The following is a 23958-nucleotide window of genomic DNA, read 5'->3' as shown; positions in this document are numbered from 1 at the left end:
AATTAACAAATCTAGTCTCAGTTGGTGCAATGGAAAACAGGAATAACATACTGAATGAATTGAGGGAAATCAGCCCGGTTGTAGCTGGTATCAGCTATCAGGCTCCTTACACAGTGCCTGCCGGGTATTTTGAAGGGCTGGCCGGCCAGTTATTGCAACTGGTTAAGGCTATGGAAGCCGCCCCTGTTTTACCTCCCGCCCAGCATCCCTACCAGGTACCGCAAGGTTACTTTGAAGGATTGGCCAATACCATTCTGCAACGGGTAAAGGGTGAGGAAGCAACACTTTCCGCGGCTTTACAACAGGCAAATAACAATCCTTACGAAGTTCCGCAAGGCTATTTTGAAGCATTTGCCAACACCGTTTTACAACGGGTAAAGCAGGAGGAAACATCGCTTTCATCTACATTACAACAAGCAAATAATAATCCATACCAGGTTCCTGCCGGTTACTTTAACAATTTACCAGCCATTATACTTAACCGGGTTAAAACCACGGCCACCGATAAGGCAAATGAAGAAGCGGATATCGTTTCTCCCCTGTTGGGTAAAATTGGTAAAAAGATGCCATTCAGCACACCGGCTGGTTATTTTGAGGAGTTAGGCGAAAATGCTATTGCCGGCGCACAGGCCATCGATTTTGTAAATGATGCACTCGAAAACGGGTCGCCATTGACGAATGGTTTAAAAAGAATGCAGGTATACCATGTACCCGCAGGTTATTTTGAACAACTGCCTGGCCAGGTATTAAAAGCAATCAGGGCGCAGCAACCAGCTAAGGTGGTGTCAATAAGCTTTACCCGCCGCGTATTACGGTACGCTGCAGCTGCAGTAGTAGCAGGGCTTATTGTTACCGCAGGATTGTTTTACCTGAAACCAGGGCATAAGGGAGCAACTGGCGGTGATGATACTATCGTTCTTGCTTCAAAAGACCTCGATAGCATCAGTGATGATAATCTTGAAAATTACCTGGAGAGCCAGTCAGCGGCGCCCACCGGAGCAACATTGGCAGCCAATTCCGAAGAATTAACCACCAGCGATATGAAAGATATGCTGGCCGATGTATCGGATGAGGACCTGCAACAGTACATTGAAAAGTACAGCACTGTAAAAGACATTCAAACGAATTAAACTCATGAAAAAAATTATACTCATAATAGTGATGGCGCTGGGTATATCGGCGGTGTCCCTGGCACAGGATGATGATGCCGGCCAAAAGGGCAATGGTAGCCGTATTGAGGCACTGAAGATTGCATACCTCACTAAAAAATTAAACCTGAGCACAGACGAAGCGCAGAAGTTCTGGCCCATTTACAATGAATACATGGGCGAGATCAGAAAAACCAGGCTCGATGCCCGGCAGAACCAGGAAGGAGAAATTGGTACTGAAGAAAAGCTCTTAAATATTCGTAAGAAGTATAACGGGGAGTTTGGTAAAGCCCTGTCTTCTGAAAAAGTAAATACATTTTTTAAAGCTGAAAAGGAATTTGGTACCGTACTGCAAAAGGAACTGATGGAACGCCGGATGCAGAAAATGGAAAACCGAAGACCTTTCCGCGGAAACTGATTAAACTAGGTGTTTTTCATAGGTTAGCAATGGCCGGCTCTTTCCAGGGCAGGCCTTTTTTGTGGCCTTTGGCCACAAAAAATATCGAATAATGATTGTCGAATATCCAACGTTGAAGTTGTCTTTAACTACGATATTCAATATTCCCAGGTGGGATTCTTTACGTCATGGTAGAATAAAAATTTCCACCGCTCCTTTTCACCAACCTGCCACCACTGCTGGCGCAACTCCATGGCTTTTTTGCCATCATAATCATACTTGGCCACAAAGCGGCTGCGCATCTGCTGCAGTTGAGGGGCGTCATCGCCGCCAAAGAAAACAGTTTCACCACCATCAACAATCCAGTATACCTGGTGATATTTACTGTGTGCGCCGGTTATTTCGTATTTGATGTACCCATCAATCACGCCATTGCCATCGAGCCACACCACATTTGGCGCATCTTTTAAACAATCCAGCTCATCGGGTATATAAGAAGGGAATCCTTTCTCATATACATAGGCCATCTCCTGTTTCTGAATATAATAGGTTGCCTGTGGAAAGCTGAGGGTCCTTTCCGCACCACTACCCATGGCAATGCCACCAGCATGGTCTTTATGCAAATGCGACATCAATACCTTGGTTATTTCACCTGGATTAATGCCATTATCCATTAAGTTCTGATGTAATTGTAACCGGCCGCCCCCGGTGGTAAAACCCAAACCCGTATCCAACAGCAGCACATCTTCAGAAGTAATAACCACAAAGGGTTGAATTTCTACCAGCAAACTTCCTACCGGCCGCTCCTGCAGGTTATCTTTCTCTGTATCGAAGGGAACAAACAGCTTTGTTTTATCTATCGTAAACGTGCCTTCACTCAGGGGTATAACTTTCATGATCTTATTTGTTAAACTGGCCCGCCTATGCTAAAGCTACGGCGGGCAATGCAAGCTTTATCGCAACACCATTTGTCTGTCTGCATCGAGGCGCACCAGTACAAACAGCATAATACTGAAACCCAGCAACGAGGTACCGCCATAACTTATAAATGGCAATGGAATACCAATCACCGGCGCCAAACCAACTGTCATACAGATATTAATGGCAATATGAAAAAAGAAAACTGAGGCTACTCCGTAGGCATAACACCGGCTGAATACACTTCGCTGTCGTTCGGCAATATTTACCATTCGTAACAACAGGAAGATGTAAATACCCAGCACCACCAAACAACCCAAAAAGCCAAAGCCCTCGCCGATAGTACAGAAAATAAAATCGGTACGTTGCTCCGGCACAAACTCAAAACGGGTTTGGGTGCCTTTTAAAAAGCCACGACCTAAAAAACCACCGGAACCAATGGCAATCTTACTTTGCCGTACGTTGTAGTCGACGGCATCTTTTTTAGAACCTACGGGTTCAGGTTCGTCCCCCTCAACAGTGTTCAGTTTGGCATATGGGTTTTCCCGCCCAATCAGGGAGAAGATACGTTCTACCTGGTGTTTTTGTAAGATGTGGGTAAATATAAACGGTACGGCAAACCGTTGTACGCCCACGCACGTGACCGTCACCAGGCTCACTATAATAATCAGTTCACGACGCTGCCGGGTAAACCGCCAGCCAAAGTAAATAACTACTGAGGCAATGGCTACCAGGGTAATAGCCAGGATGTCTTTATCTATGAGCAAGGTAGCCACTACCAGTACGGCCAGTGAAAACCCGATGATCAGGTAACCTGCGGGTAAACCTTCGCGAAACATCACCAGGAAGAAGGCCAGGAACACCAGGGCCAACCCTGTTTCTTTTTGTGCAATGGTTATCAAAGCGGGTAAACATACAATACCTGCCGCCATCAGCTGCGAACTGGTTTTACTGAAATCTGTTTCAACCCGCGACAGGTATTTAGCCAACGCCAGGCACACAAACACTTTCATCAACTCCGCGGGTTGTAAGTTAAACCCACCCAGTTTAATAATGGACTCTGTTCCCTTGATATTGGTATGAAATGGAAATACGATCAGCAGGAGCAGAATACCGAATGCATACCAGATATTGGCCGTGGCGGTAAAGAATTTACTATCGGTTAGCAGAATGAATAACCCGATCAATAACGATACCGCAAAAAAGATCAATTGCTTGCTGTAATCTGTTTTAAAGCTCAGGAAGCTGCGCACTACGTCATCCCCTTCGTGATAGGTTACTGAAAAGATACTCAGCAGCCCGATCGCAACCAGGACTAAATACAGCCAGATAAGGGTTGAATCGACCCCTTTTGAAATGGTAGGATTACGCTGGTTGTTCATGGATTTCTTTTATCGGTCGTTGATCGTTTTGCATATAAATTCTCATTGATCATCACATCTTTTGCCGGCTTCATAGCCACAGGCGCTGCGGGCGACTGGGTTTGCTTTCTGGCGCTGTTGGTATTAACGCGTTGCCGCGGCAAATACTTTCTGATGTAATTGCTGTCCTTTGTTAAATCGAACCATTTACGGGCCCGGATTGAATCTGTTTTATATTGTAATCTTTCAAAATAATCAGGAATGATGTTGGCCTCTGAGATCCGCTTCACTTCTGCTACCCTTTCTGTTCTTAAAGAATCGGTAAGGTATTTCTCTACCAGCAGGGAGCCGATGGGCGCCGCCCAGGTAGCACCAAAGCCTGCATTCTGCACAACAACAGCCACACAGATCTTAGGGTCTTCGCGGGGGGCAAAACAAACGAACATCGAGTTATCTTTCAACTGGATCACTCTGCCATCGAGCACCGTTTTGTTTTCAGCCGTACCTGTTTTAGCGCACATATTTATACCAGGTATTCTGGCCACCTGCGCCGTACCGTGTTCTACCACATCCTGCATTCCTTCCTGTACAATATCAAATTGATCTTCGGGAATGTGGGTCAGCACCTCATGTTTCTCACGGTACTTTTTCATTACCGTATCCTGTTCATTCTCGTTCTCGAAATTCTTTACAAAATGCGGAATGTAGTAATATCCTTTATTGGCAACAATGGCCATTGAATTGGCCATTTGCAAAGGCGTAACCGTTAATTTATCCTGGCCAATACCGATGGTTACCATGGTACAGGAATTCCAGGAACGGCGGTACTCTTTGTCATACTGCGTGGTATCGGGCACATTGCCACCAATTTCACTTGGCAGGTCAATACCAATACGGTGACCCAATCCAAACCGGTTCATATATTCTGTCCATTTTACCAAACCGGTGCGGGAACTATGGTACGCAGGATTATCAATAGTTTTTCTGAATACATCAGAAAAGAATGAGTTACACGACCAGGCTATAGATAAACGCAGGTTGGCTGAGTGCCCCTGCCAGTGCTCGGTACAACGAACTACTTTATTACAACCATAATAGGCGCCGGTACAGCTAATACCACTGGCAGGTGTTATCACACCTTCATCCAATCCTATTAATGCTCCCAGTGGTTTATAGGTTGAACCGGGGGGATAAAAACCCTGGATGGCGCGATTTAACAGCGGCGCCTTCACGTCCAGTACCATGCGGCCGTAATTCTTTTGTTTATTGGGACCAGTCAATGTATTGGGATCATAGTTGGGGCCCGAAGCCATGGCCAGAATGCCACCGGTTTTGGGATCGAGCGCTACTACCGCGCCCAGCTTACCATTGATAAGTTTTTCGGCCAGTTGTTGCAGTTCAATATCAATATAAGTATGCAGGTTACGGCCACGAACAGCGGGTGTATCGTAACGGCCTTTTTCATAATTCCCCACCAGGCGGTTCTTGTTATCCTTCAATAAGAACTCAACCCCACGCTGTCCCATTAGCACTCTTTCATAATAAGCTTCCAGGCCGCTGCGGCCAACGTAGTCGCCCATATGGTAAAACCCGCTGGAGCGTTTGATGATGTTTGAATCGGCTTCGCCAATGTAGCCCATAATATGCGCAGCGGCATTAAAAGGATACACGCGTACCGGACGTTCAACCAACGCAAAGCCAGGAAATTTCCAGATGTTCTCATCGAGGCGGGCCTGTAATTGCGGCTCCAGCAGATCTTCAAAAATAGAAGGCCGGTACCGTCCGTTCTTTATAACTGCCTCCCTGATGCGTTTGTTATATTCAGCAGTATCAATATTAAGGATCTCACAAAGCCCTAAAGTATCGTTCTTCCTGGCCTCATTGGGCACCACTACCAGGTCGTACATAATAGTGTTGTTCAGGATTGGCCGGTTCTTGCGGTCGTAAATGATACCCCTGTCGGGATACTTCACTTTCGCAAATACCGCGTTCTCCATGGCCAATACCTTGTATTTGCCCTGGATTACCTGAAGGTTAAATAACTGAACTATTATAATGAGGAAGAGTCCGAGAAATATCAGGCGTATTATGTTACTTCTTGACTGGTTAAATACAGACATAGGACTTAACGTACATTACAGTACTAATTACCAAACAAAAATTGATTAATATATTGTAAGCGAAGTTAATTCTTTTTATGCACCACTAATTCAACAGGCAATTGGCCTTAGGCAGTGTTGGTCCTGAATTTCTCTTTTCTGAAGAACAACAGCTCGGTAATGAGTATCAGCATTAAACTGACGCCAGTTGTTGCCAACACCTTTCCCAGGAAAAACAGGAATGATCCAAACTGCAGCCATTCCAGAAAAACCAGATAGATATGATGCACCAGAGTTAACACCAGCACATAGATCGCATAAGGGGCCCATCCCATACTAACAGGTGAGGGCGACCTATAGTTCTGTTCGGCGCCTTCCTGCGGGATCAGGATGTTCACTACAAAACCGCGCACATATGCTATCAATACGCAGGCGGCGGCATGTAAACCCGGGGTTTGGGTAAAATAATCGAGGGTTAAACCAAATACAAAGCTTACGAACATCAAGGTCATGCGGCCCATGCTGAAGGGCAGCCAGAGCACGTACAAAAAATATACATAAGGCACTACAAACTGATGTAGTGGGTGTATTTGAAACAATACATAATACTGCACCAGTATAAACAATACAAAACGGACCGTATTACGTACCAGATCGCTCATTAGTTAATTTTATTAGTTTCTCCTTCCAGTTTGGCCTGCTCATCCTTTAACAGGTTTTCTACAACCATTACATATTGAATATTAAAGAAGTTGGTAGCCGGTTTTAACCGTAATGTGTAAAAGCTGCTGGTTTTGTCGTCCACTATATCCATCACCGTGCCAATCAAAATGCCCTGGGGGAAATGGGAGGCATAAGGACTGGTTACAACCGAGTCGCCTTTTTGTACCTGGGCGCTTTTGGGAATATCTTTCAGGTTAACATATAAAGGACTGGAACCATCCCAAAAAACCTTGCCGGTCTCCCCGGTCTTTTTAAGGCTGGCGCTGATGGTGGTTTGGCGATGTAACAAGCTCATTACCACTGCATAATTGTTGCTGGTATTAATAACTACCCCCGCTACTCCATTGGGGCTTATAACACCCATATTTTTATGAATGCCTTCATTTTCGCCCCGGTTAATGGTAAAAGTATTGTTGGGTAAGCTAACTGAGTTGTTCACCACCCGGGCGCTGCGGTACAGGTATTTGCGGTAATGCCCAAGGGTATCGTAAGGTATGGTATCTGCAACCAGCTTCTGCGTGGTATCGGGCCGTTCGAAGTTGGCTAACAGCTTGTTACGCAGTTCTTCGTTTTCTTTGGCCAACTGATCGTTGGTTGACTTCAGGTGGAAATAGTAAGTGACATTGGAATATTTACCACCTATATTGCCGGTTAATTCATTGGCTACGCCAGAAAAAACCGCTTCATGGAATTTGTTGTAATGAAAAAGGATATACAGGGCCGCAATCTGCAGCACCACGAAGAATACAAAATTGAAGTACCTCCTGATGAAGAGAAAAATATTACGCACCTGCGGTTTTTAATATGAAAAATTACAAATACCGGCCCAATAGCCTGAAAAACAATGCCAAATTTTATTAAATATTAACGCATCACAAATGGATAGCGATCATAATTTTTCAGTGCCAGGCCGGTTCCGCGTACTACGCTTTTTAATGGATCGTCAGCCACGTGCACAGGCAATTTAATTTTTTGGCTCAGGCGTTTATCCAAACCACGCAGCAGGGCTCCACCGCCAGTGAGGTATAAACCGCGTCTGTAAATATCGGCAGCTAATTCGGGAGGGGTCATTTCAAGCGCCTTCAGGATCGCTTCTTCAATTTTAAAGATGCTTTTATCGAGCGCTTCGGCAATTTCCTGGTAGCTAACCATGATCTGTTTAGGAATACCGGTTACCAGGTCGCGGCCGTTCACTGGAATATCATCTGGTGGATTATCCAGGTCTTTCATAGCCGCACCAATGTTTATTTTAATTTGTTCGGCAGTTCTTTCACCAATCAGCAAGCTGTGATAGCGGCGGAGAGCTTCCATAATGTCGGCAGTGAACTCGTCACCGGCGATACGAATACTCTGGTCGCACACGATACCTGCCAGGGCAATTACAGTGATACCGGTAGTACCACCACCGATATCGATGATCATGTTACCAACCGGCTCTTCTACATCAATGCCAATACCCAGGGCAGCAGCCATGGGTTCGTGCAACAGGTACACCTCTTTGGCGCCTGCCTGCTCAGCGCTGTCGCGCACCGCTCTTTTTTCCACCTCGGTAATGCTGGAAGGGATGCATATCATCATCCGCCAGCTTGGGGGGAACAAAGGCTTTTTGGGGTAGATCATTTTGATCATCTCCCGGATCATTAATTCTGCTGCGTTAAAGTCGGCAATTACACCGTCTTTAAGCGGGCGAACAGTGCGGATGCTCTCATGGGTCTTTTCATGCATCATCAACGCCCGTTTCCCTACTGCCAGAACCGTTTTAGGGTTGTTACGGTCCAGCGCTACAATACTCGGTTCATTCACCACTACTTCGTCATTATGTATGATTAGGGTATTGGCAGTGCCCAGATCGATGGCAATCTCCTGGGTGAAAAAGTTGAATAAGCCCATTTAGAAGGTCAGATTTTGGATTGAATGTAATGCATGCAAAATTGAGGCAAATAATTCGAATTAACAAAGCACAACCTTTGCTGGATCAAGTATTTTTTTTCTGGTACAAATTTCGCTTATCGTTCTGCTGCTTTCCGCTACAGTTCCGGTGCGGGAGGCTGTGTATTGCTATTCCGGATTATATCTTAACCTGCTTTTTTACGTGTTTTTTGTGGCACAAAAATCGCAGGTAAAAGTCTTTCACTAACGTTATACTGAAACGTTAATTGTTACTTATTGTTTAAATTGTTTCATAACCTGCTTTTTGCACGGTTATATACTTCACATGTAAAAAAATGGCCTGTTGTTTAGGGGTTGATCGTCCGTATAATTGACATACACGGTTGGTACGTAGAAATACCTACTGAAGTGAAAATTGTTACCGGTCGCCTGTTTCAGCAACCGGTAACCGGTAAAAAAGTTTATCCTGCAAAGCCAAGTCTGTTCTCCATTTCATGGCTTAAAACCGGCAGCTTTCTTCTTTCAATCAAAAAGCTCGTAAGCCGGCTTATTTCTGCGAAAATGTAATGTTTGTCCAATGCACCTTTCAAATAGTCGCGGCCAGTGCTGCCGCCGGTACCAATACGGGTGCCTATCATTCGCTGTACCATGCTCATGTGCCGGTACCGCCAGGTGCTTAATTGTTCATCAATTTCCAACAAACCATTCAGCAGCTGAAAAGGCAATTGTAAAATGGGATAACCGCGGTATAACATAATGAAAAGCGCTGCCCGGCAGGCTTTGGGCGATAATTGTCTTTCGGGCGAAGCCGACTCATCTGCAAACACCGCATCAAAAAACTGTAGATTGTTTTGCTCGGCTTCAGCCAGTCCACTGGCATAAATATAACGGTAGTCCCCCCAGAAAGGAGATGGCCCCCTCCCGACCTCCTTCAATAGGGGAGGAGTTTGGGTTACCTGTTTGTAATGTTCCCAGTTTGATTCTTCCTCAAAAAAGGGCATGCGTTCCAGCCAGGTGTTAAGCAGTTCAATAAACGATCTTTCTTTTTCCGTTTGTTTAATGAGATCGATTTGCTGTTGCCTTAATTGGGAAATGTAGTATTCCTGGCCATGGCGTTGCTGGTATTTGAGGCCCAGCTTGGCTTCTACCAGTTTAAACTGCCAGCTTTGAAAACCCGATGCGGGCCGAAGCATATCCCGGAAATCGAGAAAATCCATCGGTGTCATGGTTTCCATAATGTCTATCTGATGCACCAGCACCTTCAAAATGGTTACCATGCGGTTTAACCGGTGAACAACGGTTTGCAGTTCTGGCGAATTGTCGTTAACTGCCGGCTTTTGCATAATGGCAGCCACCGAATCGATCTCAAACAGCAATTGTTTGAACCAAAGCTCGTAAGCCTGGTGAATGACAATGAACAGCATTTCATCATGGGCATGCTGCTGCAGTAAGTCACTTTCCAGGGTCTGAGCGTTCAGGATCTTGTCTAATTGCAGATAATCACTGTAGTGTACTTGTTTTTGTTGTTGCATGTAGAGCGTATTTTCCGAAAAGCTTTTACTCGAACTCGAAGCCGATATCCTGCCGGTAGTACATACCCTCGAACGAGATCTGTTGCAGCGTTTCCTTCGATCTGGCAACGGCAGCAGTTACCGTATTGCCATAAGAAGTTACAGTAAGTACCCGGCCGCCACTGGTTACCACATTGCCATCTTTCAGTGAAGTTCCTGCATGGAAAACCAGGCTATCGGCCGGTACGGTTTTATTTAACCCGCTTATTACAAATCCTTTGTCGTAGTTACCGGGGTAGCCGCCGCTTACAGCCATTACAGTACAGGCATATCGGCTGTCCTGCTCGATTTTTATGGTGTTAAGCGTACCGTTATCGGTGGCCATGAACAGCTCCACCAGGTCGGTTTTCAGGCGGGGCATTACCACTTCAGTTTCGGGGTCGCCCATCCGGCAGTTGTATTCAATTACATACGGTTCATCGCCTACCTTAATGAGGCCGAAAAACACAAATCCTTTATAGTCGATCGCTTCCTGTTCCAGGCCGCGAACAGTTGGTTTTACCACTTTATCTATCACCTTTTTCATAAAGGTTTCATCGGCAAACGGTACGGGGCTTACGGCGCCCATTCCACCGGTATTCAATCCGGTATCTCCTTCGCCGATCCTTTTATAATCCTTGGCTTCAGGCAGTAATACGTAGTCTTTGCCATCGGTTAATGCAAAAACGCTCAGCTCAATGCCGGTTAAAAACTCTTCCACCACTACCTTTTTGCTGGCGTCGCCAAATTTGCTGTGTTGCAACATCAGCTCGTATTCGGCAATCGCTTCTACATGCGACTGGCAAATAAGCACGCCTTTACCGGCCGCCAGGCCATCGGCTTTCAGCACAATGGGCAGGGCATGCTGCTGTAAATAAGTAATGCCTTCGGCATAGTTGCTTTCATCAAATTCGCGGTAAGCCGCTGTGGGAATGCCATGACGCATCATGAATTTCTTGGCAAAGGCCTTGCTGCCTTCGAGTTGCGCCCCATATTGTGAAGGACCAATAACCACCACCTGTTTCAGTTGGTCGTCTTTTCTAAAGAAATCGGTCACACCCTTTACCAGCGGTTCTTCCGGACCAACCACCACTAATGTGATGTTGTTGTCCAGGACAAACTGCTTAATGGCGCCAAAATCAATGATCGAAAGATTGACATTGTTGCCATACTGCGAGGTGCCGGCATTTCCGGGTGCAATAAATAACTGATCACATTGTTTACTTTGTGCGAGTTTCCAGGCCAGGGCATGTTCCCGGCCGCCAGATCCTAAGAGTAAAATATTCATGATTAATAAGTGAAGTAGGTTTTGCCGCGGCGAATTTCGGCATTCGGGGGGGATTAATGAATTTTAATTTACTACCCATTTACTACCCAGGCCATTATTTTTAAAGTTACAACTCACTCATTGTTAAAACAATAGACTGTTTTTCATATGTTTCAGGAATAGCACTGAAAGCGTACCAGGTAAACATTAAAATGCTAATAATTGGCTAAACAATATGTCCATTGCCTGTTACCCGTATTTAATTAATCACTATTTTGGGCCGTTAAATACTGCATGAACGAATTGCTTGACTTTTCTAAAAAACAAAAACTACATGTCTCAAACTGCCACCGCTAACCCCGATGTATTACACGATGTTGTAATACCCGCCAAAAAAGGACATCCGAAAGGATTGTACATTCTATTTGCCACTGAAATGTGGGAACGATACAACTACTATGGCATGCGGGCCATATTGGTGTTATTCATGACCAAAGTTTTGTTATTCGACAAAGCTTTCGCCAGTAACCTGTATGGCAGTTATACCAGCCTCGTTTACCTCACTCCTCTTGTTGGCGGTTATATTTCCGACCGTTACTGGGGAAATAAACGTTCTATCATTCTCGGCGGTTTGGTAATGGCCATTGGTGAGTTTGTACTTTTTTTCTGCGCTTCCTTATATAAGTCTGCCCCCGATATTTCTTCCATTCTTTTCTTTACCGGACTGGGTTTAATGATTGCCGGTAACGGTTTCTTCAAACCCAATATCTCTTCCATGGTAGGCCAGTTGTACCCCAAGGGCGACCGTAGAAGCGATGCTGCGTACACCATATTCTATATGGGTATTAACGTAGGTGGCGCTATCGGACCTTTTGTTTGTGGTTGGGTAGGTGAATATGATTTTAAATGGTCGTTCCTGGTGGCAGGCATTGGTATGCTGATAAGCGTAATTGTTCAAAGAGCATTTCAATCCAAATATGTAAAATCCCCCGAAGGGAAGCCATTAGGTGAAATACCCGCCAATTCGCCCAAGCAGTTTTCCAACCCGCTGAACATAGTGCTGGGTCTGTTGCTTTTTGCAGGCGTACTAATTGCAATGCTATATATAGATGCAAAAAAATTCAGCTACCTCACCTACCTGTTAATAGCCAGCGTACTGTTTATTGCATTTGTTATTTTCTCCGACAAATCATTAAGCAAAATTGAACGCCAGCGTATTAGCGTCATTTTTATAGTTGCTTTCTTCGTGATCTTCTTCTGGTCGGCGTTTGAACAGGCAGGCGCTTCGCTTACCTTTTTTGCCGATGAACAAACCAACAGACAGGTAGGGTTCAATTTCCCTGTCTGGTCAATAATTGGTGTATCAGCGCTTTTACTGGTTTATATTATTTCACTTTTCAAAAGAGCAGCCAGGAACCTTGGTACCGCTTATGATAAAGAATTAAGAGCTACTATATATGGACTGTTATTCCTTTTTGCGGCATCAATTGTTGCCGGAAATATTTATTTGATTTCGTTGCATAAGCAATCCGTTGAATTAAATGAAATTCCTGCCGCCTGGTTCCAGTCGTTGAACTCCATCTTCGTGGTAACCTTTGCCCCGTTTTTTGCCTGGATGTGGCTAAAGATGGGCAAACGCGAACCAACGTCGCCATTTAAAATGGCTATGGGTTTGGCCCTGCTGGCCCTGGGTTATTTATGGATAGCCTTCGGAGTAAAGAATGTTCAACCCGGGATTAAAGTGAGCATGATCTGGCTTACCGGTATGTATGCCCTGCACACCTGGGGTGAACTGTCGTTATCACCTATCGGTTTGTCGCTGGTAAATAAACTGGCGCCATTCAAATTCGCTTCTTTATTAATGGCCGTTTGGTTTTTGGCCAATGCGGCAGCAAATAAATTAGCCGGTGTGCTGAGTGCCCTGTACCCTGAATCCGGTAAAACCACCAGTTTCCTGGGTTATCATATGACCAACCTGTACGATTTCTTTATGCTGTTTGTAGGGATGGCGGGTGTAGCGTCGCTGATCCTGTTCCTGCTTACAAAGCAGTTGAAGAAGATGATGCATGTTGACGCGGCGTAGCCGTGAAAGCCTCAACCTTCAAGCCGCAAGGCACAAGTAAAACAAACTAATTTTATAAAAGAAAAGGCCCCGACGGTATCGTCGGGGCCTTTTTATTAAGAATTTCTTGTGACTTGTTTCCTGAGCCTTGTACCTTATCAATTCATCTTAAACGGCACAATCATCTCAAACACGGGAATATTCACATCGAACGATGTTTTATTAAACAAATTCTCCATGAGATAGGTGCCATGCATTTTACCCATTTCGCTGCGCAGGTTGCAACCGCTTACATACTGATACCGCTCGCCGGGTTGTAAAGTGGGTTGAACGCCTACTACCCCTTCGCCTTCTACTTCACGATTGGTTCCATTGCTGTCGATAATATACCAGTGGCGGCGGTGCAGTTTAACTGGATAGTTGTTGTGATTTTCAATGGTGATCCGGTAGGCAAACATATATTCTCCCGATACAGGGTTGGAATAATCGGGTTGATAGAACGTTTCGACACTTATTTCTATGCCTTCGGAAATCTTTGAGACCATTACGCTAACTAGTTTGGAATTTAAAGATAATCAAAATTAAAAGCTCGCCATAGCAATTATTCACGTTTTAATATGAATTGTGTGTGGAATAGCTAATTTTGCCCCGGATTTATTCACATCGACCAGTTTTTACATTTACAACATGAAACTTTCGCGATAACCTATTCATTATTAAATATATAAACACATTCAGGTATCGTGACCGGTTGCATGTGGCTTTAATTAAACAAACAAAAACTATATACATGAAAATTGCAGTGGCCAAAGGCGACGGCATAGGTCCCGAGATCATGAGTGCCGTTTTAAAGATCTTCGACGCCAATAAAGTTCCCCTGGAATATGAAGTGGTTGACATGGGAAAATGGGTATTCGACAAGGGTTTTTCAAATGGAATGACTCCCGAAGCCCAACAAACCATCGAGCGCCTGGGCGTATTATTCAAAGGCCCCATGGAAACCCCAAAAGGCAAAGGCGTTAAGAGTGTGAACGTTACTGCTCGCAAAACCTGGAACACCTACGCCAACAAACGCGTTTTTCAAACCCTGCACGGCGTTGATACTGTTTTCTCCAAAGCCGGCATCCCCATCGACATAACTGTAGTTCGCGAAAATATTGAAGATACCTATGGTGGCATCGAGCACATGCTTACGCAGGACGTTGCCTTAAGCCGCCGCTTTATTACCCGCCCCGGTAGCTTACAGGTTATCCGCTATGCATTTGAAATGGCCCGCCAGAAAAAGGCCCGCCGCATCACCTGCAGCCACAAGGCCAACATCATGAAGATCACCGATGGTTTGTTCCTCGACTGCTTTTATGAAGTAGCCAAAGAATATCCTGAACTGAAAGCAGATGATGTAATTGTTGACGACCTGTGCATGAAGCTGGTTACCCGCCCCGATACGTTTGATGTAGTGGTACTCACCAACCTGCAGGGCGATATCGTATCTGACCTGTGCGCCGGTTTGGTAGGTGGTTTGGGTTTTGCGCCCAGCGCCAACATTGGCGACCACATCTGTATTTTCGAAGCAGTGCATGGTACAGCGCCTGATATTGCCGGTAAGAACATTGCCAACCCCACGGCCTTATTGTTAAGCGGGTTTGCTATGCTTCGTCACCTGGGCCTTACCGAAAATGCAGCTGTTATTGAAAATGCATTATTGTATACGCTGGAACAAGGCGTGCACACCGGCGACTTTGGTGATAAAAGCAAACCAAGCCTTAATACCACTGAGTTTGCCGATGCCATCATCAGCAACTTTGGTAAAACGCCTGAATTAAATGCCAAAGAAATAATACCTAATAAACCAGGTACGCCTACGCCGTTGAAACTGGAAAAGAACACCATGCTGGAGACAAAAGAAGTGGAGCAGGAAAAGATCATTGGTGTTGATATGTTCATCGAAAGCAATGAACAACCCGATGTGATCGCTAAAAAATGTCAGCGTCATGCGGGTGTGAAATTCAACCTCATCAATATCAGCAACCGCGGCACCCAGGTATGGCCTACCGGATCGGTTTACACGAACCTGGTGAACCAGTACAACGTTCGCTTTGAAAGCATCGATAATTATCCGCTGAACCAACAGGATATCATAGGCCTGTACGTTAGTTTAAGTGGTGATTTCAAAATACCATCACTGGAGTTATTGAATATGTGGGGTGATAAGAAATCGTACAGTTCAGCAGCAGGGCAATAAACAATGGGCAATTGACAATATGCAAAGAGGGCTCGTTTTAAGTAACGGGCCCTCTTTTATTATAAGTAAGTGATCTTTCTAATGAAGGTGCAGCAAATGGTTAATCCAACTTTTTACCACAGTGTAACGCATTGTATATATTAGGGCAACTGCCACCAGCATAACTCCCAGCACCCTATACGCAAAAACAACCCAGCCACGGTCTCTGTTTATAGTACCCATTATCCAGGATGGTACGCCAATAAGCAGCGAAATAAAAGCAATAAAAAATAGAATTGCATATAGAATAGCCCAACCAATCATAGTTAACAAATTCCAGGATGAAATACATAAGCAAATACTATCAGAAAAACGATCGCCTACCCCGCCTTCTTGCTGTTTTTATAGCCATTCTTTAACAGCCATTGTAATACTTTATCGCGTTGATCGCCCTGGATAAGGATCTCGCCATCTTTGGCAGAACCTCCTGTACCGCAATAGTTCTTCAGCTTCTTGCCCAGGTCTTCCAGGTCATCTTCGGTTCCTGCAAAATCAACGATGAGGGTAACCGCTTTGCCGGCACGCAACCTGGTATTTAACCAGATGCGTAATTTCTGTTGTTCGGGTGGTAATGTTTGTGATCGGCCTTTTTGCTCTTCTTCAAATTTGAAGTTGGGATCGGTGCTGTATACGAAGCCTTTGTTATCGGGCTTATTCTTTTTACTCATGGTCTCAAAATTTTAGCTGAAAGGAGAAAGCCTAAAGGTCAAAGCGCTCACTATAATTGCTTTGAGCTTTAACCTTTCAACTTTAGCCTTCAACTTTATTTTGTAATGCTATATTTATTCCACAGAAATACGTTCTATGCAATAACCGCCTTTAAACTCAAATCAAGGCTCACTGCCTGGTGAATAAGTGCGCCAACGCTTACATAATCTACGCCGGTTTGAGCATATTCGGTAATATTTTCGAGGGTTATTCCACCACTGGCTTCGGTTTCATACTGACCGTTTATTATTTTCAACGCCTGACTAAGCTGCTGGGGGGTAAAATTATCCAGCATAATACGGTCAACTTTGCCAAAGGCCACCACCCGTTTAACATCATCCAGGCTGCGGGTTTCCACTTCAATTTTTAACCCGGGTTTTACCTGTTGTACATATTCCCAGGCCCGTTCGATGGCTTTTTCAAGGCCTCCGCAATAATCAATATGGTTATCCTTCAGCATGATCATATCATACAACCCCATGCGGTGATTGTGACCGCCGCCAATACGCACTGCTTCTTTTTCCAGAAGCCGGAAACCAGGCGTGGTTTTGCGCGTATCCAGTAATTTGGTGGCGTATCCTTTTAACTGGTCAGTATATTGACGGGTGAGGGTGGCAATGCCGCTCATGCGCTGCATGCAATTCAACACCAGCCTTTCGCATTGCAGAATAGTATGTACCGTGGCAATTACTTCAAATGCATTTTCGCCGGGCAACATAGTATCGCCATCTTTTTTAAAAGCAATAAACCGTGCGCCAGGTTCTTTATACCTGAAAATAGCTTCAGCAACCTGCATACCGGCAATAGTGCCGGCCTGTTTGATCTTTAACACGGCTTTTCCTCTTGCATCGGCAGGTATAGCCGATAAGGTGGAGTGATCTCCGTCGCCAATGTCTTCGTGCAGCGCCGCTTCTATTAATAGATGTAGCTGTTCGTTGAATGTGAGCATAAATCAAAGGTACAATTGCCAATTGACAATAGGCAAGGCTTGCCAAAGTTCGGACATCATGAATTTTTTGAAGTTTTGCCTATTGTCTGTTGTTCCCGGGCGAAGCCGGGGAATTGCCTATTGATTACTCCGTTACTTCAATCCCAAGCTCCTGAACAACCTGCTGGTCGCCTTTTTGCTTCATAAAGAATTTAGTGCGGAAGTTCCCGTTTTTGGTTTGCAGTAATCCGATGCAGAACTGGGAGCCATTTTGCTCCCCTTTATGTTTTACTACGAAGTTCTTTACAGTATTGTTGGCAAAAAAATCTTTCAAGATCATTTCAGCCTGGCTTTTGCTGTAATTATCGCTCTTACCTGGCAATGATAGATCAATGCGGCTGTCAAAATACTTCGAGAGCTGATTGGCATTACCGGTTTTCATGGCAGCTACCACGTCGTCGATAGAATAAAGGGGGGTAAATGACACCAGGACCAGCGAAATGGCTACCATCGCAAATCCCAGATACTTTTTCATAAATGAACAAATTTTACGTTTCACCGCTAAATTCGCTAAAAATATGCCAAAGTAAGAATGGCGCCAAAAATTACTACTACCGGCGCATTGCCTTACCTTTGCATTTCTCAATAACAAGCCAAACATAATCATCTAGTTATATGCAAAATAATAAAGCTATATTAGTCATCATGGACGGTTGGGGCCTTGGAAAGGTTAAATCTTCAGATGCTATTCAAAATGCAAAAACTCCTTTTGTAAGCTCATTGTATGCAAAATATCCTAATACCACATTAATTACCTGTGGCGAATTAGTAGGGTTACCCGATGGACAAATGGGAAACAGTGAAGTTGGCCACCTGAACCTGGGCGCCGGCCGTATTGTTTACCAGGAATTACAACGCATCAATGTTGCAGTACGCGATGGTTCCTTTTTTAAAAACGAACATTTATTAAAAGCCATCCGCTACAGCAAAGACAATAAAAAACCTTTACACCTCATAGGCCTGGTAAGCGATGGCGGCGTACACTCTCACACCAATCATTTAAAAGCCATCATCACCCTGTGCAAACAGGAAGGTGTTTCCGAAGTATTTGTTCATGCATTCACCGATGGCCGAGATACCGACCCTAAAAGCGGATTGGGCTTTGTGACCGACTTACAGCGTCACCTGAACGAGAACGTTGGTAAAATTGCCACCATAGATGGCCGGTATTATGCCATGGACCGCGATAAACGATGGGAACGGGTGAAACTTGCTTACGATGCTATGGTAAATGGCATTGGCGAAAAAGCAACCGATCCACTGGCAGCCATTGAGCAATCTTATGCCGCCAACGTTACCGATGAATTTATAAAGCCAACGGTTATCCTTGGCGCCGATCAAAAACCTTTGGCTACCATAAAAGATGGTGATGCGGTTATCTGTTTTAACTTCCGCACCGACCGCTGCCGGGAGATCACCGAAGTGCTTTCGCAAACCGATATGCCTGATTTTGGCATGAAGAAACTGTCGCTGAACTATACCACCATGACGGAGTATGATAAGACTTTCAAAAACGTGAACGTGGTATTTGAGAACGATAACCTGAACAATACGCTGGGTGAAATTCTGGCCAATAATGGCAAGAAACAGATCCGCATAGCCGAAACTGAAAAATACCCGCACGTATCTTTCTTTTTCAGTGGGGGCCGTGAGCAGCCTTTTGAAGGTGAACGCCGCATTATGATCCCTTCCCCTAAAGTGGCAACGTACGACCTGAAGCCTGAAATGAGCGCAAACGAAGTAACCGACGCCATTGTTCCGGAAATTGAAAAAGAATCAGCTGATTTTATTTGTCTGAATTTTGCCAATGCCGACATGGTGGGTCACACCGGCGTTTTCTCTGCCGCCATTAAAGCTGTTGAAACCGTTGACCATTGTGTTGAGCGCGTGGTAACTGCTGCACTGGCGCATGGGTATACTGTTTTCTTAACTGCCGATCACGGTAATGCCGATTACCTGATTAACCAGGATGGTACGCCCAATACCGCCCACACTATGAACCTTGTGCCTTTGTTCATTATCTCTAATGATTTTAAAGGATCTGTAAAACCAGGTAAACTGGGCGATATTGCTCCCACTATTCTTACCGTGATGCACCTTCCTATTCCGGCAGAAATGACTGGTGAGGTGTTGATTTAATAGTTGAAAGGTTGATAGAATTGACAGTGTTGATAAAGGAAATACATCCAAAATAGCAAACAGGGTTGATGGTTTAAGACCGTCAACCCTGTTTGCTTTTGGCTTTCCTCTATCAACCTTATCAACTTTTCAACTTACTTCTCCACAAACTGCGGCTCCCTGTCACCTACCTCCTCTGTTTGAGGTATAAACGATCTATCACCTCTGTCATAATCATAAGCCCACCTATGCACCTCCGGTATCTCCCCTTCCCAGTTACCATGTGGTGGATGTATGGGTGTTGTCCACTCCAGGGTGGTAGCCTGCCAGGGGTTTAAACTGGTTACGGTTCTTCCTTTGAAAATGGAATAAAAGAAATTAAAGACAAACAATAACTGCACGGCAAAAACAATGATAGAGGCAATGGTGATAAACCGGTTCAGGTCTTCAAACTGGTTGAACGATGCCCAGCCGGAATAATCCAGGTAACGCCGCGGCATACCTGCCAGTCCCTCATAGTGCATGGGCCAGAAAATACAGTAAGCCCCTGCCATAGTTACCCAGAAATGAATATTACCAAGTGTGTTGTTCATATACCGGCCATACATTTTAGGAAACCAGTGGTAAATACCGGCAAACATCCCAAACATAGCCGCCACGCCCATTACCAGGTGAAAGTGGGCGATAATAAAATACGTGTCGTGCACATGTATATCAATGGTTGAATTACCCAGCCAGATGCCGGTTAACCCGCCCGAAATAAATACGCTTACAAACCCAATGGCGAATAACATGGCCGGCGTAAACCGGATATTTCCCCGCCACAACGTGGTAAGCCAGTTAAATACTTTTATGGCCGAGGGTATGGCAATGAGCAGCGTCAATAATACGAACACCGAACCCAGGAAGGGATTCATACCCGTCACAAACATATGGTGCGCCCATACCAGGAACGATAGGATGGCAATGGCAAACAACGACCCTACCATGGCCGTATAACCAAAAATAGGTTTGCGCGAATTGACACTGATAACCTCCGATGCAATACCCATAGCCGGTAGGATCACAATATATACTTCGGGGTGGCCTAAAAACCAGAACAGGTGCTGGTACAGAATGGCGCTGCCGCCCTCATGGGGCAGGGCTTTGCCAATGCTGCTCATATAAATATCACTAAGATAAAAGCTGGTGCCTGCATGACGATCGAACAACAACAGGATGAAACCAGAGAGTAACACCGGGAACGATAATAATCCCAAACAGGCAGTAAAGAACAGGGCCCAGATGGTTAATGGCAATCGCGTCATGGTCATCCCCTTGGTGCGCAGGTTTAAAATGGTTGAAATGTAATTGATGCCGCCCAGCAGGGTGCTTACCACAAACAAGGCAAGCGATATAAGCCAGTAATCAACGCCCGCCCGCGAACCGGGCATGGCATCGCCCAGCGCACTTAGCGGCGGATAGGCCGTCCATCCACCACTGGCCGGACCGCTTTCCAAAAACAGCGAGGAGAACATAACAATACTGGCAGCCAGAAAGAACCAGTAGGAAAGCATATTCAGCATGGGCGAAGCCATATCGCGCGCACCGCATTGCAGGGGAATTAAAAAGTTGGCAAAGGTGCCGCTTAACCCGGCAGTTAGCACAAAAAAGATCATGATGGTTCCATGCATGGTAACCAGGGAATAATAAAACTCGTGATTAATATGTCCTCCTTCGCCCCAATGCCCCAGCAGGTCTTCAAGAATGGGAAAGCTGTCGTTGGGATAAGCCAATTGAATCCGGAACAGCACAGAAAAGCCAGCCCCGATGATAGCCCAGATCATACCCGTTATCAGGAACTGGCGGGCAATCATTTTATGGTCCTGACTAAATACATACTTGCTCCAGAACGAATGTTTGGCATGTTCGCCATGTTCATCGACATTGTGTATTTCAATTGATGGGGAGCCGGATTGGGTTACTTCTTCTAAATTAGCCATGGTCGCATGTTTTAAGATGTCTTGTAGAATATATTGCTCGTTAGCAGGCCGGTTTCATGGCGTTGTTTAAAAAATCAGAGAGGGTTAAACAGCTATTTTAAAATGCAGCAAAACTTACGCCACCGGGTTAGATAAAGGGATGAAACTCATGGTTATCCAAATTACAAACGACAAAAACGGCCGCTAAAACCCGGTTTTGCCACATTAAAACCGGTGCCCGGAAGGGTTAATTTTTTATAAATAGCGCAGCTTTTACATCGAAAAATTGTCTAAATTACAGGGCAACCAAACGGTTTATATGACCGACGACGCCATTTTACAAGGCTGTTTACGTAACGACACCACTGCCCAACGGGAGTTGTACAACAGGTACAGCCCCAAAATGCTGTCAGTGTGTTACAGGTTCGCCCACCACCGGGAAGATGCTGAAGACATGTTACAGGAAGGGTTTATCAAGGTATTTTCACAGATACACACCTTTCAGAACAAAGGAGCATTTGAGGGTTGGATACGGCGAATCATAGTTCATACCTGTATCAACCACCTCAAAAAGAACAAGAAGTTCAACGAAAGCGTCGATATCATTCATGCTACCAGCATCCAGGTGCGCGAAGAATCAGTGCCTTCAATAGTTCAGGCAAAACAAGTAGTAGAATGCATCCGTCTGCTACCTATAGGTTACCGTACGGTTCTTAACCTATATGCCATTGAAGGGTATTCGCACAAAGAAATTGCCGACATGCTGGATATTGAAGAAAGTACCAGCCGTTCGCAATATACCCGGGCCAAACAAATGCTTGAAGATATTCTGGTAAAGAAAAAAATCATCATGCGGCCCAAAGAAAAGAGCAATTGGTTAGGAGTAGCAGCAGGAAGATAAACATGGTGATCTGTTTTCAATTTATGTTATCTCACTTTACTGATATACAGACCTAACCCTATGAAAAACATACCGTACAAACACTAATTGATATGGATCGAGGTTTTTATAATGAGGATATTGAAGAACTGCTGAAAGAAAAGGCTGACCAATATAAAATGTATCCATCTGATAAGGTGTGGAAAGGCATTCACCGTTCATTACACCCAAACAGAAAATGGTATTGGTTAAGTTTAATTCTCTTTCTGGGTGCTGTTGGTTATTATACATTCATTGAATTTATCACTCCATCGGCCAGCAACAAGGCTATTAGTAAAAACAATCCGGCTTCCACACTTTCCAAATCAACCGAAACTACTACCGAATCTGGCGATAATAAACCTGCCGTTATAGTTCCTTTTGGCAATCCAAAACAACCTGCCGGTACTGCAAGCAGCATTGCCAAACAAAGAACTTTTGTACTCAATCCTGATAATAATTCCGAAGGCAATACCGCTGTGGTGATTAACATGGAGCAACCACCGGTAACAACAGCCACTACCAACAATACTGCAATTCCGGGCAATCCTGTTCTGGCGTTTAACGAGGAGGCCCCCGTATATGATCTGGATTCAAGGCCAGTTAAAAAATTCCGGCAACCCGGGCACACAGAGGGTGGAGCAGAAGAACCTGAAGTCAGCAATCAATTTTTCCAGGTGCCTGCCGCCAGTTCTTTAACCAATCCTGTTGCCATCGACGGATCTAAACTGGGTGAAAACACCCACAATGCCCAGGAAGATAATAAACGCCTGAACTGGCTCGCCAATAATGCGGTATATGAATTACCCGTGCCTAAACAAAAACGGCTTGGCTGGCAGTTGACGTTTACGCCCACTATGAACTATCGCACCTGGCGGGGAAGCAACTATCCTTCAGATGTGAAAACATTGCCACTTGCACCAATTATCGAAGGCGATCCTGAAAAGCTGGTGAACCATAAACCGGCCATGGGCTTTGAAGTGGGTTCAAACATTCTGTACACGATCAATAAAACCTTTACACTGAAAACCGGGTTGCTGTTCAATTTTACCCGGTACGATATACAGGCATATAGTTCTTCCAATTCTGAACCGGCCACCATTGCCCTCAATTCAAACTGGGGTATTGCCACCGGTGAGCTTACCACTTACACCCGTTACCGCAACTTTGGTGGCGATGCAGCAGAAAACCTGCACAACCAGTACTTCCAGTTGTCGGTTCCTTTAGGTATGGAAGTAAACCTGCTGGGTAAGGATAAAATCCATGTAGGCATTGGCGGAACCGTTCAGCCAACTTATTTGCTGAACCGGAACAGTTACCTGCTTACTGCCGATTACAAATACGCCACCGAACCATCACTGGTTAGAAAGTGGAATGTAAACACCAGTGTGGAAGCCTTTATCTCTTATAAAACCGGCGATCTGAGATGGAAGATCGGACCGCAGTTGCGTTATCAATTATTCTCAAGTTATATTCAGAAATACCCTATCCGCGAGAATCTGTATAACTATGGTATCCAGATAGGCGTAACCAAAACTATCCGCTAGTGAGTAGTCAGTAGTGAGTAG

The 23958-nt window shown here is 44.9% G+C and carries 20 protein-coding genes; 7 read left to right on the top strand and 13 right to left on the bottom strand.

Features of this window, described 5'->3' with window-relative positions; translation table 11 throughout:
• The first annotated feature begins 29 nt into the window (after positions 1 to 29).
• Positions 30 to 1130, top strand: a complete 1101-nt coding sequence (locus NIAKO_RS33875; RefSeq protein WP_014223012.1) for a hypothetical protein — start codon at positions 30 to 32, stop codon at positions 1128 to 1130.
• A gap of 4 nt (positions 1131 to 1134) precedes the next feature.
• Positions 1135 to 1566: a hypothetical protein gene (locus tag NIAKO_RS37445; RefSeq protein ID WP_049815662.1), complete on the top strand. Its 432-nt coding sequence runs from the start codon at positions 1135 to 1137 to the stop codon at positions 1564 to 1566.
• 137 nt (positions 1567 to 1703) lie between these two features.
• Here the strand turns inward: NIAKO_RS37445 and NIAKO_RS33865 are convergent, their stop codons facing one another.
• From NIAKO_RS33865 to purD, 8 genes are all read right to left on the bottom strand, one after another.
• On the bottom strand, positions 1704 to 2441 hold the full coding sequence (locus NIAKO_RS33865) for an MBL fold metallo-hydrolase (protein WP_014223010.1): 738 nt from the start codon (positions 2439 to 2441) through the stop codon (positions 1704 to 1706).
• A gap of 57 nt (positions 2442 to 2498) precedes the next feature.
• Positions 2499 to 3845, bottom strand: coding sequence for a rod shape-determining protein RodA (gene rodA, locus NIAKO_RS33860; protein ID WP_014223009.1), 1347 nt, complete (start codon positions 3843 to 3845; stop codon positions 2499 to 2501).
• A complete protein-coding gene (gene mrdA / locus NIAKO_RS33855; RefSeq protein WP_014223008.1) occupies positions 3842 to 5944 on the bottom strand; it encodes a penicillin-binding protein 2 in 2103 nt (700 codons plus the stop codon). The genes rodA and mrdA overlap by 4 nt, the downstream gene beginning before the upstream one ends.
• A gap of 107 nt (positions 5945 to 6051) precedes the next feature.
• The gene (locus tag NIAKO_RS33850; protein ID WP_014223007.1) at positions 6052 to 6585 is read right to left on the bottom strand and encodes a hypothetical protein; all 534 of its coding nucleotides are present in this window, start codon (positions 6583 to 6585) and stop codon (positions 6052 to 6054) included.
• On the bottom strand, positions 6585 to 7436 hold the full coding sequence (gene mreC, locus NIAKO_RS33845; RefSeq protein WP_014223006.1) for a rod shape-determining protein MreC: 852 nt from the start codon (positions 7434 to 7436) through the stop codon (positions 6585 to 6587). The genes NIAKO_RS33850 and mreC overlap by 1 nt, the downstream gene beginning before the upstream one ends.
• A 74-nt stretch (positions 7437 to 7510) precedes the next feature.
• Positions 7511 to 8536 (bottom strand): rod shape-determining protein, encoded by a 1026-nt coding sequence (locus NIAKO_RS33840; protein ID WP_014223005.1) that lies wholly within the window; start codon positions 8534 to 8536, stop codon positions 7511 to 7513.
• 461 nt (positions 8537 to 8997) lie between these two features.
• Positions 8998 to 10068 (bottom strand): tryptophan 2,3-dioxygenase family protein, encoded by a 1071-nt coding sequence (locus tag NIAKO_RS33835; RefSeq protein WP_014223004.1) that lies wholly within the window; start codon positions 10066 to 10068, stop codon positions 8998 to 9000.
• Positions 10069 to 10093: 25 nt separating this feature from the next.
• Positions 10094 to 11374: a phosphoribosylamine--glycine ligase gene (purD, locus tag NIAKO_RS33830; RefSeq protein WP_014223003.1), complete on the bottom strand. Its 1281-nt coding sequence runs from the start codon at positions 11372 to 11374 to the stop codon at positions 10094 to 10096.
• A 313-nt stretch (positions 11375 to 11687) separates the two neighbouring features.
• Between purD and NIAKO_RS39485 the strand changes: the two genes are divergently transcribed.
• On the top strand, positions 11688 to 13436 hold the full coding sequence (locus tag NIAKO_RS39485; RefSeq protein WP_014223002.1) for a peptide MFS transporter: 1749 nt from the start codon (positions 11688 to 11690) through the stop codon (positions 13434 to 13436).
• Positions 13437 to 13573: 137 nt separating this feature from the next.
• Here the strand turns inward: NIAKO_RS39485 and apaG are convergent, their stop codons facing one another.
• Entirely contained in the window at positions 13574 to 13960 is a 387-nt protein-coding gene (gene apaG / locus NIAKO_RS33820) for a Co2+/Mg2+ efflux protein ApaG (protein WP_014223001.1), read from the bottom strand.
• A gap of 245 nt (positions 13961 to 14205) precedes the next feature.
• Here apaG and NIAKO_RS33815 point away from each other — a divergent pair, with 245 nt between their 5' ends.
• The gene (locus tag NIAKO_RS33815) at positions 14206 to 15657 is read left to right on the top strand and encodes an NADP-dependent isocitrate dehydrogenase (protein ID WP_014223000.1); all 1452 of its coding nucleotides are present in this window, start codon (positions 14206 to 14208) and stop codon (positions 15655 to 15657) included.
• Between the two features lie 359 nt (positions 15658 to 16016).
• Here the strand turns inward: NIAKO_RS33815 and NIAKO_RS33805 are convergent, their stop codons facing one another.
• The 3 genes from NIAKO_RS33805 to NIAKO_RS33795 all read right to left on the bottom strand — a co-directional run bounded on the left by NIAKO_RS33805 (position 16017) and on the right by NIAKO_RS33795 (position 17843).
• A complete protein-coding gene (locus NIAKO_RS33805) occupies positions 16017 to 16364 on the bottom strand; it encodes a translation initiation factor (RefSeq protein WP_014222999.1) in 348 nt (115 codons plus the stop codon).
• A gap of 134 nt (positions 16365 to 16498) precedes the next feature.
• Entirely contained in the window at positions 16499 to 17353 is an 855-nt protein-coding gene (gene nadC / locus NIAKO_RS33800) for a carboxylating nicotinate-nucleotide diphosphorylase (protein ID WP_014222998.1), read from the bottom strand.
• A 124-nt stretch (positions 17354 to 17477) separates the two neighbouring features.
• On the bottom strand, positions 17478 to 17843 hold the full coding sequence (locus tag NIAKO_RS33795; protein ID WP_394365453.1) for a DUF4783 domain-containing protein: 366 nt from the start codon (positions 17841 to 17843) through the stop codon (positions 17478 to 17480).
• Between the two features lie 164 nt (positions 17844 to 18007).
• Here NIAKO_RS33795 and gpmI point away from each other — a divergent pair, with 164 nt between their 5' ends.
• Positions 18008 to 19531 carry a 2,3-bisphosphoglycerate-independent phosphoglycerate mutase gene (gpmI, locus tag NIAKO_RS33790; RefSeq protein WP_014222996.1) on the top strand — a complete coding sequence of 508 codons (1524 nt, stop codon included), beginning with the start codon at positions 18008 to 18010 and terminating at the stop codon, positions 19529 to 19531.
• A gap of 134 nt (positions 19532 to 19665) precedes the next feature.
• Here the strand turns inward: gpmI and NIAKO_RS33785 are convergent, their stop codons facing one another.
• A complete protein-coding gene (locus NIAKO_RS33785) occupies positions 19666 to 21492 on the bottom strand; it encodes a cytochrome c oxidase subunit I (RefSeq protein ID WP_014222995.1) in 1827 nt (608 codons plus the stop codon).
• Between the two features lie 265 nt (positions 21493 to 21757).
• Here NIAKO_RS33785 and NIAKO_RS33780 point away from each other — a divergent pair, with 265 nt between their 5' ends.
• Together NIAKO_RS33780 and NIAKO_RS33775 are read left to right on the top strand one after the other, a co-directional pair.
• A complete protein-coding gene (locus tag NIAKO_RS33780) occupies positions 21758 to 22372 on the top strand; it encodes an RNA polymerase sigma factor (protein ID WP_242673099.1) in 615 nt (204 codons plus the stop codon).
• 92 nt (positions 22373 to 22464) lie between these two features.
• Positions 22465 to 23937: an outer membrane beta-barrel protein gene (locus NIAKO_RS33775; RefSeq protein WP_014222993.1), complete on the top strand. Its 1473-nt coding sequence runs from the start codon at positions 22465 to 22467 to the stop codon at positions 23935 to 23937.
• Positions 23938 to 23958: the final 21 nt, after the last annotated feature.

The sequence above is a fragment of the Niastella koreensis GR20-10 genome (genome assembly GCF_000246855.1).
Classification (GTDB): domain Bacteria; phylum Bacteroidota; class Bacteroidia; order Chitinophagales; family Chitinophagaceae; genus Niastella; species Niastella koreensis.
Note: the sequence above shows the minus strand (reverse complement) of the source record. Positions and strands in the feature narration are given on the sequence as shown.